This is a genomic window from Pseudomonas sp. E1MeOHC2, assembly GCF_058745025.1.
Genome location: NZ_CP196675.1, coordinates 23,336 through 40,209 on the forward strand (window position 1 = coordinate 23,336; position 16,874 = coordinate 40,209).

At 64.2% G+C, this 16,874-nt stretch carries 17 protein-coding genes and 1 riboswitch; of the genes, 7 read left to right on the top strand and 10 right to left on the bottom strand.

The features are described from left to right. Nucleotides 1-11 precede the first annotated feature (11 nt). A complete protein-coding gene (locus ACSSU5_RS00080; protein WP_492560319.1) occupies nt 12-917 on the top strand; it encodes an alpha/beta fold hydrolase in 906 nt (301 codons plus the stop codon). Nucleotides 918-937: 20 nt separating this feature from the next. On the opposite strand, the gene ACSSU5_RS00085 is transcribed toward ACSSU5_RS00080, so the two are convergent. From ACSSU5_RS00085 to ACSSU5_RS00105, 5 genes are all read right to left on the bottom strand, one after another. Continuing rightward, entirely contained in the window at nt 938-1,957 is a 1,020-nt protein-coding gene (locus tag ACSSU5_RS00085; RefSeq protein ID WP_264312846.1) for a FecCD family ABC transporter permease, read from the bottom strand. Further along, nucleotides 1,954-2,922 (bottom strand): ABC transporter substrate-binding protein, encoded by a 969-nt coding sequence (locus ACSSU5_RS00090; protein ID WP_492560320.1) that lies wholly within the window; start codon nt 2,920-2,922, stop codon nt 1,954-1,956. The genes ACSSU5_RS00085 and ACSSU5_RS00090 overlap by 4 nt, the downstream gene beginning before the upstream one ends. Then, nucleotides 2,919-3,704: an ABC transporter ATP-binding protein gene (locus ACSSU5_RS00095; protein WP_492560321.1), complete on the bottom strand. Its 786-nt coding sequence runs from the start codon at nt 3,702-3,704 to the stop codon at nt 2,919-2,921. Before ACSSU5_RS00095 ends, ACSSU5_RS00090 begins: the two co-directional genes overlap by 4 nt. Before the next feature lie 46 nt (nt 3,705-3,750). Then, nucleotides 3,751-5,889, bottom strand: coding sequence for a TonB-dependent receptor (locus ACSSU5_RS00100; protein WP_492560322.1), 2,139 nt, complete (start codon nt 5,887-5,889; stop codon nt 3,751-3,753). A gap of 108 nt (nt 5,890-5,997) precedes the next feature. Next, a riboswitch (cobalamin riboswitch) is annotated at nt 5,998-6,204 on the bottom strand. Between the two features lie 21 nt (nt 6,205-6,225). Further along, nucleotides 6,226-6,597, bottom strand: coding sequence for a hypothetical protein (locus ACSSU5_RS00105; RefSeq protein ID WP_492560323.1), 372 nt, complete (start codon nt 6,595-6,597; stop codon nt 6,226-6,228). Between the two features lie 117 nt (nt 6,598-6,714). Between ACSSU5_RS00105 and ACSSU5_RS00110 the strand changes: the two genes are divergently transcribed. Continuing rightward, complete coding sequence (locus tag ACSSU5_RS00110; RefSeq protein ID WP_264312842.1) at nt 6,715-7,329, top strand: helix-turn-helix transcriptional regulator; 615 nt, start codon at nt 6,715-6,717, stop codon at nt 7,327-7,329. Nucleotides 7,330-7,356: 27 nt separating this feature from the next. On the opposite strand, the gene ACSSU5_RS00115 is transcribed toward ACSSU5_RS00110, so the two are convergent. Together ACSSU5_RS00115 and ACSSU5_RS00120 are read right to left on the bottom strand one after the other, a co-directional pair. Then, nucleotides 7,357-7,713, bottom strand: coding sequence for a RidA family protein (locus tag ACSSU5_RS00115; RefSeq protein ID WP_492560324.1), 357 nt, complete (start codon nt 7,711-7,713; stop codon nt 7,357-7,359). Between the two features lie 130 nt (nt 7,714-7,843). Further along, nucleotides 7,844-8,614 carry an IclR family transcriptional regulator domain-containing protein gene (locus ACSSU5_RS00120; protein WP_264312840.1) on the bottom strand — a complete coding sequence of 257 codons (771 nt, stop codon included), beginning with the start codon at nt 8,612-8,614 and terminating at the stop codon, nt 7,844-7,846. 165 nt (nt 8,615-8,779) lie between these two features. On the opposite strand from ACSSU5_RS00120, the gene ACSSU5_RS00125 reads away from it, so the two are divergent. The 5 genes from ACSSU5_RS00125 (at nt 8,780) to ACSSU5_RS00145 (ending at nt 13,244) form a co-directional block, all read left to right on the top strand. Beyond that, nucleotides 8,780-9,589, top strand: coding sequence for a shikimate dehydrogenase family protein (locus ACSSU5_RS00125; protein WP_492560325.1), 810 nt, complete (start codon nt 8,780-8,782; stop codon nt 9,587-9,589). Nucleotides 9,590-9,593: 4 nt separating this feature from the next. Then, on the top strand, nt 9,594-9,734 hold the full coding sequence (locus ACSSU5_RS00130; RefSeq protein ID WP_264312838.1) for a hypothetical protein: 141 nt from the start codon (nt 9,594-9,596) through the stop codon (nt 9,732-9,734). After that, entirely contained in the window at nt 9,719-10,039 is a 321-nt protein-coding gene (locus ACSSU5_RS00135; protein ID WP_264312837.1) for an NIPSNAP family protein, read from the top strand. The genes ACSSU5_RS00130 and ACSSU5_RS00135 overlap by 16 nt, the downstream gene beginning before the upstream one ends. A 34-nt stretch (nt 10,040-10,073) precedes the next feature. Beyond that, nucleotides 10,074-11,804, top strand: coding sequence for an FAD-dependent oxidoreductase (locus ACSSU5_RS00140; protein ID WP_492560326.1), 1,731 nt, complete (start codon nt 10,074-10,076; stop codon nt 11,802-11,804). Between the two features lie 114 nt (nt 11,805-11,918). Next, entirely contained in the window at nt 11,919-13,244 is a 1,326-nt protein-coding gene (locus ACSSU5_RS00145; RefSeq protein WP_492560327.1) for an MFS transporter, read from the top strand. A 718-nt stretch (nt 13,245-13,962) separates the two neighbouring features. Here ACSSU5_RS00145 and ACSSU5_RS00150 read toward each other — a convergent pair. From ACSSU5_RS00150 to ACSSU5_RS00160, 3 genes are all read right to left on the bottom strand, one after another. Then, the gene (locus ACSSU5_RS00150) at nt 13,963-14,778 is read right to left on the bottom strand and encodes a sugar phosphate isomerase/epimerase family protein (protein WP_264312834.1); all 816 of its coding nucleotides are present in this window, start codon (nt 14,776-14,778) and stop codon (nt 13,963-13,965) included. 59 nt (nt 14,779-14,837) lie between these two features. Continuing rightward, complete coding sequence (locus ACSSU5_RS00155; RefSeq protein WP_264312833.1) at nt 14,838-15,890, bottom strand: Gfo/Idh/MocA family protein; 1,053 nt, start codon at nt 15,888-15,890, stop codon at nt 14,838-14,840. Nucleotides 15,891-16,040: 150 nt separating this feature from the next. Further along, on the bottom strand, nt 16,041-16,817 hold the full coding sequence (locus ACSSU5_RS00160) for an IclR family transcriptional regulator (RefSeq protein WP_264312832.1): 777 nt from the start codon (nt 16,815-16,817) through the stop codon (nt 16,041-16,043). Nucleotides 16,818-16,874 lie beyond the last annotated feature (57 nt).

The window sequence follows — 16,874 nt, forward strand, 5'->3', positions numbered from 1 at the left end:
AAGGAAATGTCATGCATCCACGCCCCCTCCTCGCGGCAATCGGCACCGCGTTCACGTTGATCTCAGCTCAGGCTTCAGCCACTCAGCCAGCATCGCTCTCGCCCGCTCAAATAATCCAGGAGCGCATCTCGGTAACGGTCGAAGGCAGCGGCCCGGATGTCATCCTGATCCCAGGCTTGGCGTCTTCGCGTGAAGTCTGGCGTGATCTGGCCACCCGCTTGCAGCACAGCCACCGCCTGCACCTGGTACAGGTCGCAGGCTTCGCCGGCGCACCTGCCGTGTCCGACCCGGATGGAAAAGTAGCGGCGCCGACGGCCGAGGCCATCGCTGCGTACATCCGCACCCGGCACCTCAAGGCCCCGGTCATCATTGGCCACTCGTTGGGTGGCGAGGTGGCGCTGATGCTCGGCGCGCGTCACCCCGATCTGGTCGCGCGCTTGATGATCGTCGATGCCCTGCCCTTCTACACACTGATCATGGACCCTTCCGCGACCCGCGAGACGGCCGCACCGCATGCGGCAGCGTTGCGCGATGCCCTGTTGGCGTCACCGCCTGAGCAGGCCGAGGCCCTGCAGCGTGCCGCCATCGCCCGCCTGGTAAAAAGCGAAGCGGCCAGGCCTGTGCTACTCGCGGCGGCAATGGGCTCGGATCGGCAAACCACTGCCGAGGCCACCTATGAACTGATGACCACCGACCTGCGCCCTGAGCTTGATCGCATCCAGGTACCGGTTGAGGTCGTGTATGCCTACGACCCGATTTACGGCATCCCCGCGGCCAACGTCGAGGCGACCTTTCGCAACGCCTACGCCACCACCCCGAACATCAGCTTCAAGCGCATCGACGCCAGCTTCCACTTCGTCATGCTCGACCAGCCAGAAGCGTTCGCCAACGCAGTCAGCGCATTCCTGCAACCGTAGCAGGCGCTTGCCACAGCCGTTCAGCGCTTGAGCAGGACAATGAAAAACACCCCGCCAAGCGCGGCGGTGGCAATGCCGATGGGCAAGTCTTCGGGGGCGATCAGGGTGCGTGCGGCCACATCCACCCAGACCAGAAAAATCCCCCCCAGCAACGCGCTCACCGGCATCAGCCGGCGGTTTTCCGCGCCCACCAGCGCCCGTGCCATGTGCGGCACCATCAGGCCGACAAAGCCGATGGCACCCGAGAGCGAGACCAGTACACCGGTCAACAGCGACGTGCAGGTGAACACCTGCAAGCGCAGGCGGCGGCTATTGAAACCCAGGCTGACCGCCGTCTGCTCACCGCTCATCAGCGCATTCAGCCCGCGCCCCATGACCTGCAAGGCGAGCAGCCCCAGCAACACGCACAGCGCCGGCAGCCAGATGACAGGCCAGCGTGCCGCCCCCAGGCCACCGAGCATCCAGAACACCACCGAGGCAGCGGCGTGCTGATCGCCCGTATACAGCAGCAAATTGACCACCGCCATCAGCACGAACGACACGGCGACGCCCGCCAACAACAGGCGGTCGCTTTCCATGCGGCCATTGCGCCGCGCCACGGCGATCACCAGCAGCATGCTCCCCGCCGCACCCATGAACGCCGCCAGCGGCAAGCTGAAGGCACCGATGAACTCGCCCAGGTAAAGCATCACCAGCACCGCCCCCAAGGCCGCCCCCGAGCTGACGCCCAGCAGATGAGGGTCCGCCAGGGGGTTACGGGTAACGGCCTGCAGCGCAGTGCCGACCAATGCCAGGCCGGCCCCCACCAAGGCCCCAAGCAGCACCCGGGGGGCACGGATCAGCCAGACGATATGGGCCTGGCTCTGGGTCCACGCCCCCGCCATGTCGATGCCCAGTTGCTGGGCAACGATCCCTGCAACGTGGGCCAGCGGCACCGACGCGGGGCCAAATGCCAGGGCGACCAGGCACGACACCAGCAACAGTGCGCTCAGCATCACGATCAACCCGCGATACGCCGCAGGGCTGTGCCCGGCCCTCATCGAGCGGCACCCTGCAGCGGCTTGGGATGCAAGGCATCGGCAAGCTTTTCGATTGCCAGTGCGTTCTCCACCGAAGGCGTCACTTCAAGGTAAGTCAGCACAATGAAGCGTTTATCACGAATCGCCTGCACAGCCTGCAACGCGGGTTGGCGCAGCAGGAAGTCGCGTTTCTGCTGCCAGGTGCTCGGGCCATAGTCGACGATCAGGATCACCTGCGGGTCGCGCTCCACCACGCTTTCCCAGTTCACCTGGGTCCAGCTGGCGGCAACATCGTCCATCACATTGCGCCCGCCTGCCGCCTCAATCAGGGCCTGGGGTACGCCAAGCCTTCCCGACGTTGTCGGGCGGTCTTCGCCACTGTCGTAGAGAAACACACGTGGGGTGGGCTGCGCCTGCCCCACGCGTCGGTGCACGTGATCGATGCGGGCGCGCATGCTCGTGATCAAGGCGTCGGCCTGGGGCTCGACAGAGAAGATCCGCCCCAGATTGCCCAGGTCGCGGTAGACGTCACCCAGGCTGGCCCGTTGCTGGGCCATGACCCACGAACAGGACTCGCTCAGCTCGTACACCGGGATACCGAACGGCGCGAGGGTGCTGGGCGTGACCGGGCCGCCTACCTGCATGCCGTAGTTCCAGCCGGCAAAAAACAGATCGGCTTCGGTCGCCAGCAAGGTTTCGATGGCGGGGTACCGGCTGGCCAGCTGCGGCACGCCCTGCAGCGCGGCGTCTACCCACGGGTCGCGGTGCTTGCTGGCGCTGAAGCCGGTGTAGCCGACGATGCGCTCGCGCAGCCCCAGGTGCAGCAGCATTGCGGTCATGTTCACATCGTGCACCACCACCCGCTGCGGTGCCTGGGTGAACGTCACGTCGCGGTCGCAGCTGCGCACGCTCAGGGGGTAGTCGCTGGCCAGGGCGGGCAGCGCGGACAGGATCGACAGCAGGCCGATCAGGTAGCGGACAGTCATGTTCGGGTGATCCAGGTAATGCGTGGGTAAGGGTGCAGAGGGTGCGGGTCGACCAGCGCCTCGACGCCGAAGACGTGCCGGAGCAACCCGGGGGTCAGCACCTGCTGCGGTGTGCCGCTGGCGACAATACGACCGCCATCGATGACGTACAGCCGATCACAGAACGCGGCCGCCAGGTTGAGGTCGTGAATGCTGGCCAGAATGCTCAGGCCAAGGCTGCGCAGGTGCTGCAGCAGCTCCAGCTGATAGCGCGGGTCCAGGTGATTGGTCGGTTCATCGAGCATCAACAGCTGCGGCGCCTGCACCAATGCCCGGGCCAGCAGCACGCGCTGCTTCTCACCACCAGACAGGGTGGCAAAGCTTTGCTCGCCCTGGCCAGCAAGGCCTACTTGGGCGAGGGCCTGGGCCACTTGCAGGGCGTCCTCGGCGGTGTCGCCGTCGAACAGGCCCTTGTGCGGTGCGCGCCCCATGGCAACGACATCGCCAACGCTCAAGCCAAACGCTTCGGGAAACTCCTGCAGCACCACCGCGATGCGTTGTGCGCACCAGCGCGGGTTGCGCTGCCAGATGTCATCCGCGCCAAGGCGCACCCGGCCCTGGGCAGGCGCGTTGGCACGGTAGGCGCAGCGCAGCAGGCTGGTCTTGCCGCTGCCGTTGGGGCCGATCAAACCGACGAACTCGCCCTGCGCCACTCGCAGGTCCACGCCTTGCAGCAGCGGGCGCGGTGCCCGCCCCCGTTCATGCAGGGCCCAATCCAGGGCCTCGATGTGCAGTTGCGTCATGCGCATCCCCTTCAGCAAGCACCGGCCAATGGCCGGTGCGACAGGCTTAGAAGCTGTAGTCAGCTGTGACGAAGAACGAGCGCGGTTCACCCAAGTACCACTGCCGGCCATTGTTGCCGGTGGTGGTGGCGTATTGGCGGTCGAACAGGTTGTTCAACTGCAGGCCCAGGGTAAGGTCCGGTTGCACGTGCCAGTCCACATTGGCATCGACCACGGTGTAGCTGGGCACCTCGACGGTGTTGGCATTGTCGGCGTAACGGCTGTCGACATAGCGCGCCCCTGCACCGACGCTGAAGCGGTTGCCAAAGTCCTTGCTCAGCCACAGGTTGGCCGAGCGTCGCGGTACGTTGATCGGCTGATTGCCCGAATAATCATTGGCGCCACTGGCAAACTCGTCGTACTCCGCGCGCACCCAGGCGGCGTTGGCGGACAGCTGTACGTCGTAGGGCAGGCGCAGTTCGAGGCTGGCTTCGATCCCATCCGACGACTGCTGGCCGACCTGCTGTTGCAGCGTCGGGTTGAGCGGGTCGGTGCTCAGCAGTTTCTTCTTGACGATGTGATAGGCCGCCAGGGTCCACTCCCCTCGCCCGTCCGGCAGCAGCTGCTTGATGCCTACCTCGGTTTGCTTGGCAGTGCTCAGGTCCCATTGCTGCTGCGCGGCGTTGAGGGTCAGCAGGTTGCTCACGCCTTCGGTGCTGGTGGCGTACTGGGTGTAAAGCGACAGGTCTTCGGTCAGCGCAAACACCAAACCGGCGCGCCAGTTGTCGCCGGACAAGCTGCGATCGGTGCGGGTATCGGCATCCAGGTCGTCGCGGTTCAGGTGCACCTGGTCGCGGCGCACACCGGTGATCAACGACAGGCGCTCGGTCAGTTGCGTGCGGTTTTCGGCGAACAGCGAGAACTGCTTGGCCTGGTTGGCTTCGCGCGAGCGGTACGGGTCGTTGCTGATGTACTCGCCGCCACCGGAACCGGACAGCGGCACCGTATCGGTCAGGGTGTTGCCGAAGTCGTGCTTGCGTACAAAACGGATCGTGTTGTAGTCGGCGCCGACCACGGTCTGGCTGTCCAGACCGAACAGCGGGTGTTGCAGGGTGAACGACTGGCGATCACCGAGCTGCTCCTGGGTCTGCTTGATGCTGATGAAGCTGCTGCGCTGAACCTGGTCACCTGGCAACCAGGTGTAGGTCTCGGCGTTGCGCCAGCGGCGCTGGGCCTTGAGGAAGTACAGCTGGTTGCTGGCGGTCAGGTTGTCGTTGATCACCCAGTCGGTCACCAGCCGCGTGGACTGGTCGTTGTAATGCACCTCGGCATTGTTGACGTTGTAGTTGTGATCGCGCAGCGACTCGCGGAAATGCCCATCCACCAACGGCGTACCCATGTACTGTTGCGGGTCCTGGTCAGCGTTGTCGTGGCTGAGGGTAAAGCTCAGCGTATCGCTGGGTTGCCAGCGCAGCGAGCCGCTGATGGCGAGGCTCTGCGAATCACCCCGGTCGACCCAGCCGTTGCTGGCCTGCTTGTTGAGGTTCAGGCGATAGCTCAAGGTATCGGTCAACGAGCCGCCGCTGTCCAGGGCCATCTGCCGACGGTCGTCCGAGCCGTAGCCCAGGCGCAGGTGATTGCGGATCTCACCTTCGAACGGCTTCTTCGGCACCACGTTGATCACCGCGCCCGTGGCGCCCTCGCCGTACAGCACCGAAGCCGGGCCGCGCAGTACATCGATGCGCTCGACCGACCAGGTGTCCACCGGGAAGGTCACCGTGCCGGCGCCCACGTACAAGCGGGTACCATCGTAGAGCTGCATGGTCGAACTGTGCCCGGTAAAACCACGGGCCGACAGCGCCGTGCCGCCGTTGCCGGGGGTGCCGATGAAGGTGATGCCGGGCGAACGGGTGACTGCGTCCTGAACGGTTGCGTTGTTGCGCGTGAGGATTTGCTCGGCACTGATGCTGGTCACGCTGGCGGGCGTTTCCAGCGGCGTCAGGCCAAGCCGCGAGCCACTGGTGCTTGGGGTGCGCAGGTCGGGCTGAGGGTTGCCCTCGGCCGTGCCGGTAATGTCCGTGGCCGGGAGCGCCAGGGCGTTCTCCGCCTCGGCGGCGTGGGCTGCAACGCAAACAAAAGCACAAGGCACCAGGCTTGCACGCAGCAGCGTGCCTGGCAGAGAACTGAACAGCGAATAACGGGACATGTCGTTCCACTTGAAGCAGGAATGAAAGAATCCCGGGGGAACAACGCAAAGAGGAATCGCGGGCAGGCACGCCCACGGAAACCGGCCTGCGCCCGCCCACCGCGGGTTTGCCAAACGATGCTTCAGGCCGGTCTCCGGGCTCGCGAGGGTCATGAAGCATTCACCTTCCCATGCCAGGGCACAGTGGTGTCTCGAATGCTTCGCTCGCATACCGTTGCGGGGGCAGCGCCGGACTGATCATCGCACGATGACGAACCGGCTTCCCGTTTCACCCCATGCACGGCGGCAGGGGGCACCTGAAACAGGCGCGCAGATGACCATCAAAATGCCGCTACGTCAACTGGCCGGTGGATTCTTCACCGATTCTTTTACCGCTTCCTTGGCTTGCTCGCCCTTGGCCTTCAACGTGTCCACCGCATCGCCAAGCTTTTCGCCCAGCCCGGCACCGGTGTGCGCAGGGCCGGGGTTGAACGGGCGATTTTGATTGAAGCCCAGCCAGGCCAGGCCAAGGACCGTGAAGGTGGTCGGCACGGGATTGTTTTTCAAGGTCGTGCCAAGGTTATGCAAGAACTCCCCGCGCTGGGAAACATCGCTGGCGCGGTCAGGCGTCGGCGCGGTGCTGTGGTAGGGCTCACTGCTGCCATACGCTGACGGCGGCGAAGAAGGCGTTGTGACGTGGCTGGCGCTGGAACGCAGAAAGCGTGACAAGGCAAAACCGACGAGAGAATGGCCAGGGTCAGTGCGTGATAGCTGATAAGCTGTGAACCCTTCGCGCGGCACACGGCCAAGAGCCCAACACGTGTAACCTAGGAAGCCAGCTCGACCATGCACAACCTCGACAACTACAAGATCATCGCAGACAGCATCGCTACCCTGCTCTTCCCGCATGCCGAGGTGATCATCCACGAGGTGAGTAGCCGCACTGTCGTTCATATCGCAAACAACTTCTCCAAGCGTCAACTCGGTGACGACTCCGCGCTTGACGAATTTCCCGGCGATACCTCCAGCCTTTCCAGCCTGGGCCCTTACGAGAAACTGAACTGGAATGGTCAGAACATTCGTTCGATCACCAGCGTGTTGAAAGGCCCCGAGGGCCAAACCGACTTCCTGTTGTGCATCAACCTGAATTTGTCCGTGCTGGAGCAGGCACGGGCTGCATTGGATGCCTTTTTCCAGGTGAGCCGGCTCATCCCTCAACCCGACGTGCTGTTCAAGGATGACTGGCAGGAGCGGATCAATACGTTCCTGCACGCGTGGTTGGCAGAACGTCAGCTTTCGCTCAATACACTCAACATGAAAAGCAAACGTGAACTCATCGATGCGCTCTTCCATGAAGGTGCTTTTGACGGCCGCAGTGGCGCGGACTATGTCGCCAACGTGCTGAGCATGGGGCGCGCCACTGTTTACAAATACCTGAAAGCCCTTCGCGAAAACACGTGATCCCCCTGCTGCAAAGCCGAAACGTTGTCAGTCTGGCAGCGCTGCGACAATCGACATTTCGACCAGCACAGCAGGCTCATACAACTTGGCTTGCACCGTTGCACGGGCCGGCGCACACCCCAACGGCAGCCACGCATCCCACACGCGATTCATGCCCGCGAAGTCCGCTTCGATGTCTTTGAGGTAAATGGTTGCGGACAGAATCCGGGTCTTGTCTGTGCCTGCCTGGTCGAGCAGTCGTTCGATATTGTGCAAGGTTTCGCGGGTTTGCTGTTCCACATCCGCCGTGAAATCGTCGGCTACCTCACCTGACAGATAAACGGTGCCTTGGTGCTTGACCACCAAGCTCATGCGGGCATCCGTGTGCAGGCGTTCGATCGTCATTCTGAAATTCCTTGTCTTGTTGTTAAGAGTGATCGTTGTACCCCTTAATAGATATTCTGTCCACGCGAGACTTTTTGACTGTAAGTAGTAAGGCCTGAAGCAGGTGTCGGAGTTCCTGCGTGAGCAACCATCAGCCCACCACCGGCTTCAACAACGCCTGCGCCTCGTAGAGCGGCGGCAGGTAGCGCAGCCTAATCTCGTCGACGCTTAACCGCGAGGCGTGGGTGGTGATCGTCAGGGTTGCCTTGAGTTGACCCCCACGGTCCAGCAGCGGCACACCCAGCACACGCATGCCAATTTCGTACTCCTGGTCGACGATGCTGTAGCCCTGCTGGCGCACGCGCTGCAGTTCTTCTTCCAGCCGCGCCCTATCTGTCTGCGTATAGGGCGTGAGCGGGCGTAAGGGGTTGCGCGAGAAGTAGCCATCGCGCGCGGCTTCATCCAGCGCCGCCAGCCAGATTCGCCCGCCGGCGGTGCAGTACATCGGCACCCGCGAGCCGGGCCTGATCGACAGCGAGGCGATGTGGCTGTAGCGGCTACGCACCAGGTGGATGATTTCATCGCCGTCGCGCGTGCCGACCGAGACATGCTCCTGGGTCTGGCGCGCCACCTGCTCGACGATCGGCCGCAGCATGCGCGGCAGCTGCGCCGAGTCCACGTAGGCCTGGCCGATGCGCAGCGCCTTGGGCGTGAGCCAATAGTGGCGGCTGTCGGTGTCGGCAAAGCCTTCGTGCACCAACGTCAGCAGAAAGCGACGGGCAGCGCTGGGGGTAAGGCCAGACTGCCTGGCCGCCTGCGGCACCGTCAGGCGCGGCTGATCGACGCTGAACAGCTGCATCAATGCCAGGCCTTTTTGCAAGCCCGCGATCAGGTCGCGGGGGTGAATCTCGGGTTTGTCCATGTGTTCACGTCCTGACGGGGGATTCCCCAGTCAAAATACGGCGTTCACCTCCAATAATCGCTACCTGACTGCGATTATCGCACTGCAAGCCCGACAAGCGCATTTCCCTGGCCCCTGCACCCCGTCACCCTTGCCTGCACAACAACAGCAAGCACGGAGGTCAGCATGATTCGGGGCTCGACAGAACTGGTCGCCATCGTCGGTTCACCCATCGCCCAGGTGAAATCGCCTGAAAACTTCAACACCTGGTTCGCCAGCAACGGCTGCGACCTGGCAATGCTCCCCATCGACCTGCAAGAAGGTGCGCTGGATGCCTTTGTCGGCAGCCTGCGCGCCTGGCGCAACCTGCGCGGTTGCGTGGTCACCGTGCCCTACAAGCAGGCACTGGCCGCGCGCCTGGACGGCCTCAGCGAGCGCGCTGCCGCACTGGGGTCGGTCAACGTGCTGCGCCGCCACAGTGACGGTCGCCTGCTGGGCGACAATGTCGACGGCGCAGGCTTTCTCGGCGCCGCACGCAAGCAGGGCTTTGAGCCGGCGGGCAAACGCGCGCTGGTGATTGGCTGTGGCGGGGTGGGCAGTGCAATCGCCTATGCGCTGGGTGAAGCGGGCGTGTCTCAGGTCACCCTAAGCGACCCCAGCGCTGCCCGTGCTGGCGCGCTTTGCGCAGTGCTCGGCACAGCCTTCCCCAACCTCGATATCACCACTCAATACCACTCGCTGGAAGCGTTCGACCTGCTGGTCAATGCTTCGCCGGTCGGCATGGGCGGTGCCGATGAGCTGCCGCTGGCGAGCGCGCTGCTGGACACCCTGCAGCCCTCCACCCTGGTTGCCGACGTGGTCACCTCGCCGGAAATCACCCCCTTGTTGCACAGGGCACGCCAGCTCGGTTGTGCGATCCAGACCGGGCCGCAGATGGCCTTCGCCCAACTCGGCCAGCTAGGCGCCTTCATGGGCGTCACCCCGCTGGAGATTTGAGGCCATGGCCGCTATCGAACAGGTGTACGACCTGGTCGTCCTCGGCCCTGCCCTCACCTTCGGCTGGCTCGCCGCCAGCCCTATTGCCGAACGCCTGAAGGCGCCGGCCCCTTACCAGGAGACTGTTGCATGTACTACGAACTGAGAACCTACACCCTCGACCCGCTGAAAATGGCCGACTGGCTGGCCCTGTACCAGAGCCACGCGCTGGCGGTGCAAAGCGAACACCTGGGCAAGCTGGTCGGTTTCTTCACCAGCGAATTCGGCGAGGTCAACCAAGTGGTGCACCTGTGGGGCTATACCAGCCTCGACGACCGCATGCAGCGCCGCGCGGCGATGGCGGCGGACCCGCGCTGGGCGGAATTCTCGCAACGCAACCGCGAGCTGGGCGCCGTACTGCGGCTGCAATCGCGGTTGATGCGCCCGACCGGCTTTTCGCCGCTGCAGTAAGTAACTGCCCCTCGAACCGGACCGGAGCGCCGCCATGCAATCCCTGGAATGTGACGTACTTGTCCTCGGCTCCGGCGCCTCTGGCCTGGCTGCCGCGGTAACCGCCGCCCATCACGGCCTGAAGGTGATCGTCGCGGAAAAGGCCAGCCACTTCGGCGGCACCAGCGCCTGGTCGGGGGGGTGGTTATGGATACCCCGCAACCCGCTGGCGATCGCCGAAGGCATCGTCGAAGCCGATGGCGCGCCAGAGCGCTACCTGCGCACGCAGACCCATGTCAGCGAACTGGACCCACGCCAACAGGCGTTTTTGCGCCATGGGCCGGAGATGGTGGCGTTTTTCCAGCAACATACTGCGGTGCAGTTCCAGTCCGGCACTAAGATGCCCGACATGCACGAGGGGGACGGCAGTGCGCGCGGCGGGCGTTCCCTGTGCGCGCAACCGTTTGACGGGCGCCTGCTCGGGCACTGGGTGCACAAACTGCGGCCACCTCTGGACATCGTCAGCCTGGCCGGCATGGGCATCGCCGGTGGCGCGGACATGGCCGCTTTCTTCAACGCCAGCCGTTCGCCCAAGGCGGCCTGGCACGTCGGCAAACGCCTGCTGCGCCACGGTCGCGACCTGTTGCTGCATCGTCGCGGGCTGCAGTTGGTCAACGGCAATGCACTGGTGGCACGCCTGCTGCGCAGTGCCCTCGACCTGGGCGTGACGCTGCTGAACGACAGGCAAGGCGTCCGCCTGCTGAGGGATGGGCGCATCACCGGTGTAGCGTTCAGCGATGGCCAGGTGATCCACGCCCGACGCGGTGTGGTGCTGGCCTGTGGCGGCTTCCCCCATGACCGCCAGCGCATCGCCCAACTGATACCCCACGCGCCCGAGGGCGACTGCCACTACTCCGCCGCACCGCCACAAAACAGTGGCGATGGCCTGCGCTTGGGCGAGCAGGTCGGCGCACAGGTAACCAACTCGGCGGCCCACGCCGGGGCCTGGGCGCCGGTATCGCAGGTGCCGCGAGGCGACGGCAGCCTCGGCCATTTCCCGCACCTGATCGACCGCGCAAAGCCGGGCTTCATTGCCGTGCGCCGCGACGGTCGGCGGTTCGTCAACGAGGCCGACAGCTACCATGACTTCATGAATGCACTGTTCGCGGCCACGCCACCCGGCGAACCACCTGAGGCCTGGTTGATCTGCGATCACCCCGCGCAGCGGCGCTATGGCATCGGCTGGGCCAAGCCGTTCCCGTTCCCTACCCGCTTCTATGAGCGGCGCGGTTACCTGCACAGCGGCCCTACCCTGGCACAGTTGGCCGCACGCTGCGGGATCGATGCACAGCAACTGCAGCGCACCGTGGCCCGTTTCAATCAGCACGCGGCGCAGGGTGCAGACCCGGACTTCCAGCGTGGCGCCTCGCTTTACAACCGCGCCCAGGGCGACCCGCTGCAAGCGCCCAACCCGTCACTGCGGCCGCTGCTGCAGGGCCCCTTTCATGCGGTGAAGCTGCTGCCGGGCAGCCTGGGGACGTTCGCCGGCCTGCACACGGATGCTTCGGCACAGGTCCTGGACAGCGAGCAACGCCCGATCCCCGGCTTGTTCGCCGTCGGCAACGATATGCACAGCATCATGGGCGGGCACTACCCAAGCGGCGGTATCACCCTTGGCCCTGGGATGACCTTCGGGTATCTGGCTGGCAAGGCGCTGTGTGGCCTGCAAGACGACGCAGCAGCGCTTTTGTTCGATCAGCGAACAGTAGCCCCCTCTTTGAATTGACGCTCAACCATTCACTGCGCACCATTAAATGACCTTGCGCGCCCAGCCCTGCCCTGGGCAAAACCGCTTTCCAGACGCACCGCCGTTCAAAACAATTTCAAGAAACGACTCCACATGACACCTTCAAAGTTCAACACTGCCAGCCCCCGCATCGCCCATGGGTCCATCGGCGACAAGGTGCGTGGCGCCTTCGCGGTGGGCAAGACCCGCTGGGGCATGCTTGCCCTGGTGTTCTTCGCCACCACCCTCAACTACATCGACCGTGCCGCCCTCGGCATCATGCAGCCCGTCCTCGCCAAGGACATGGGCTGGACGGCGATGGACTACGCCAACATCAACTTCTGGTTCCAGGTCGGCTACGCAATCGGCTTTGTGCTGCAGGGTCGGTTGATCGACAAGGTCGGGGTAAAGCATGCCTTCTTCGTCGCGGTGCTGCTCTGGAGCCTGGCCACCGGGGCTCATGGCCTGGCTACCTCGGCGGCTGGTTTCATGGTTTGCCGCTTCATTCTCGGCCTGACCGAGGCGGCCAACTACCCGGCCTGTGTGAAGACCACGCGCCTGTGGTTCCCCGCCGGCGAACGGGCCATCGCCACCGGCCTGTTCAACGCCGGCACCAACGTTGGTGCCATGGTCACCCCGGCGCTGCTGCCGCTGATCCTGGCCGCTTGGGGCTGGCAGGCCGCGTTCATCGCCATGGGCAGCCTCGGCCTGGTCTGGGTCGTGTTGTGGGGCCTGAAGTACTTCAACCCGGAGGCGCACCCGCACGTTCGCCAGAGCGAGCTGGACTACATCCAACAGGATGACGAGCCGGACGCCAAACCGGTGCCATTCAGCCGCATTCTGCGTCAGCGCGGCACCTGCGCCTTTGCCGTGGCGTACTCGATCACGGCGCCGGTGTTTTGGTTCTATCTCTACTGGCTGCCGCCGTTTCTCAACCAGCAGTATGACCTGGGCATCAGTGTCACCCAGATGGGCATTCCGCTGATCCTGATCTGGCTCACCGCAGACTTCGGCAGCATCGGCGGCGGCATTCTGTCGTCCTGGCTGATCGGCCGCGGCGTGCGCGCCGCCCGTGCCCGGCTGATCTCGATGCTGATCTTTGCCTGCACCATCGTCAGCGTGGTCTTCGCCGCTCACGCCAGTGGCCTGTGGGTCGCGGTGCTCGCCATCGCCGTAGCGGTCGGTGCGCACCAGGCCTGGACCGCGAACATCTGGAGCCTGGTCATGGACTACACGCCCAAGCATCTGGTGAGCACGGTGTTCGGCTTCGGCAGCATGTGCGCAGCCATCGGCGGGATGTTCATGACGCAGATCGTCGGCAGCGTGCTGACGGTCACCCACAACAACTACGCCGTGTTGTTCACCATGATCCCGGTGATGTACTTCATTGCACTGGTGTGGATGTACTTCATGGCGCCGCGTGGGATCGAGGCCGCTTAAAGGCCAACCCAGATTTCCTCTATTGGGCTCTTCGGAGCCTCTTTTTTTGGGGCTGCGCTGTAGTGCAGAACACGGGGCAAATTTTGTGGGAACGGGCTTGCCCCGCGAATGGGGCCACGCGTTGCCTGGCACCGGCTTCGCCGGTGTTCGCGGGGCAAGCCCGCTCCCACAAATTATTGATAAATAGATGAAATGTTTTTTCTACGGGCGCTGGCCTGCGGGCGATGGGCCGCTCAGCGGCCCCAGTTCTTGCTGAAGTTCAAACCCGCGCCAGTATCTTTTTTTGGGGCTGCGCTGTAGTGCGTAACACGGGGCAAATTTTGTGGGAGCGGGCTTGCCCCGCGAATGGGGCCACGCGTTGCCTGGCACCGGCTTCGCCGGTGTTCGCGGGGCAAGCCCGCTCCCACAAGTTATTGATAAATAGACGAAATATTTTTCTACGGGCGCTGGCCTGCGGGCGATGGGCCGCTCAGCGGTCCCAGTTCTTGCTGAAGTTCAAACCCGCGCCAGTATCTTTTTTTGGGGCTGCGCTGTAGTGCGGAACACGGGGCAAATTGTGGGAGCGGGCTTGCCCCGCGAATGGGGCGACGCGTTGCCTGGCACCGGCTTCGCCGGTGTTCGCGGGGCAAGCCCGCTCCCACTGGTTATTGATAAATCGACGAAATATTATTTTTCTACAGGCGATGGGCCGCTCAGCGGCCCCGGTTCTTGCTGAAGTTCAAACCCGCGCCAATACCGCCTTGGCCTTTTCCAGCGCCATTCGCGCACGCTGCTCGCCACTCACCCCCTGCTCCAGCAACTGTCGCGTCGGAATCTCCAGGCTCAGCGGCACTGTGGCCGGCAAACCACGCAACAGGCCGATCAGGTCGGCATCGCCATCACCCGGGAAGCGCCGCTCGTTGCGCGCCTGACGCAAGATTTCGTCCATGTCGTCCGGCACAGGGCCGGCCACGTCGCACAGCTGGGCATAGCGCATGCGTTGAGGTGCCAGGCGCGCCAGGTCGTCGAGCGAGGAAGCGGAGCGGTTGAAATGGAACGCGTCCACCAGCACGCAGCCGTTTGCCCGGTCCGCGTTGGCAACGATGCGCATGGCTTGCTGCAAATCGCGAACGTCAGTCCAGGGCATGAATTCCAGATGCGGGTGGATGCCGTAACCCGCCGCCAGGTCGCACAGTTCGGCAAAGCGGTCAGTAAGGCGAGCCTCGTCAGGATCATTGCCGGCCACCAGCAACTCGCTGCCGCCCAACTCGGCGCCCACCGCCAGGATGGCTTCGAAATCAGCAACACAGGTTTCAGGCTTGAGCCGGAGGATTTCCAGGTCGAGAACCTGGATGCCGGTATCGCGCAGGCGCGCCTGAGTCTGCCGGCGCAGGTCGGCGTCGGCCACCAGCGGGAAGTGCTGTTCCTCTGGGGTCGCCGCCACCAGGCGCAGGCCCACGTGGCTGTAGCCGGCGCGGGCGGCAGCTTCCACCATGGCAGGCGGGGAAAGCTCCAGCACCGTCAGCGCGGCAAGGGAAAAGATACGATCAGTCATGTCTGTCACCAGAAGGCAATTAAAGGTGTCAATGAAGGGCTAGCGGCTGCGCGGGCGCGTCAGTCCATAAGCGCCGGGGCACAGGCTCGGCCGCTTTCGGCGGCCTGGCGGATCGCCTCGACCAGGGCCAGTGTGCGGCCGCCGTCTGCGGCGTCGGTCAAGGGGGCCTCTTCACCGCGGGCAACGCGAATGAAGTGCTGCAACTGCAAGGTCAACGCCTCGCCTGCAGGCGGGTCGGTTTCGCCCTGCAGCAAGGGTGTGTGCCAACCCGTCCCCGCTTCGGCGTAGTGCCAGTGCTTGAGCTGCGGAATGCTCAGTGCGCCCTGGCTGCCGGCCAGCAGATAGCAAGGCTGGCCATCCTGACGCGGATACATCGGGCTTTCGCCGGAGGTCAGCTCCCAGCTCCAGGGCGCAGCCACCGCGTCGGAGCCCGTCAGGCTGCCCAGTGCCCCGTTGGCGAATTGCAACAGCACCGCGGCGCTGTCTTCATTGGCAAACCCACGCACATCGTTGCGGGTGAACGCCTGCACCTGCACGACCTCGCCGCACAGGTAACGCAGCAAGTCCAGGTCGTGGATCAGGTTGGTGAGGAGAAAACCGGCGCCCGGTTCGCGACGCCAAGGGGTATCGAAGTAGCTGTCGGGCTTTTGCAGCTGCCACAGCGCGGTGACATTAATCAGCCTGCCCAGGGCGCCCTGCGCGATCAAACCACGCGCGCGGGCGATCAGCGGGTTGTGCCGCCGATGGTGGCCAACCAGTACGGGCACGCCATGACGCCGTGAGGCTTGCACCAGCGCACGGACTTCATCCAGGTGCACGCCTACCGGCTTTTCCAGCAACACCGGCACACCGGCCTCGATGCAATCCAGTGCCGTGGCCACATGCAGGTTGTTGGGGTTGGCGACAATCACCGCCTCGGGTTTGACGTGGGTCAGCATCTGGCGATGATCAGCGTAATAAGCCACCCCGCATTCGGCGGCGAAGGCCTCAGCCTGCGGGCCAGGGTCGGCCACTGCGCACAGTTGGGCTTGCGGTACCTGGCGCAGGTGCTGGTAATGCTGGCGGCCCATGATACCGGCGCCAATCAGGGCGATACGAAGCGGTGAGTTCAACGGACTGTCCTCTTGTCGTTATTGTCGGGCATGGATTTCGGAACACGGTTCCAGAATCCATATTCGACAATTTAGAACGCGGGTCAGCTTTACAGAAGCGCCACCTGCACAGACTGTGCGGTTATCGACCACAAAAGCACGGGCACCGCTTCAGGCGAACAGCTCGCTGGCCTGGCTGGCCGCCGACAACTCGTCCACCGCCGCCAGCAGCAGCGTCGCCAGTTCCGGCAGGCGCGATTGCGCCAGCCGGGCACTGGGGCCTGCGATGCTCAGCACGCCGATCACCTCGTCAGTGCGTGGCCGCCGCACCACGGCGGCCAACGCCGATGTGCCCACCGCCGAGGTTTGCTCGACCCAGGCATAGCCGCGCTCGCGTGCGCGCTGCAGGTAGCCCAGCAGCTCGTCGGTGGAGCGCGGCGCGTTCGGGCCGAACTGTGCAGGGTCGGCGATGCCCTGGCGCAGCACCATCTGCAGCGCCTCCTCATCGCTCAGGCTGGCCAGCCAGGCATGGCCGGAGGCGGTGTAGAACAACGGGGCATCGCGGCCCATGTCGGGGTCGTAGCGCAGACCGGAGCGCGCGCCCTGGGACTTGGCGATCCAGGTCTGACGGCTGCCTTCGATCACGCCCAGGCGCACCAGTTCGCCGCTGTCCTGGGCCAGGCGGTCGAGCATCGGCTGAATGATGTCGGCACCACTGCTGGACAGGTAACGAAAGCCCAGCGCCACCAACTTGGCAGACAACTGATAGCGGCTGTTGTCGCGGTTCTGCCGCACATAGCCCAGGCGGACCAGCTCGGCCAGCATGCGGTGGGTGGCGCTCTTGGGGATCTCCAGGCGCTCGGCCAGGGTCTGCAGGGCAAGGCCCTCAGGCTCGCCGGTCAGGCTTTCTACAAGACTGAAGGCGCGTTCGATCTGACTACCAGCCATGACTAAGGTCCCTGAAAAAGTGGCAAATTTTGGAAGATGATTCCACAGCTGAGGCAA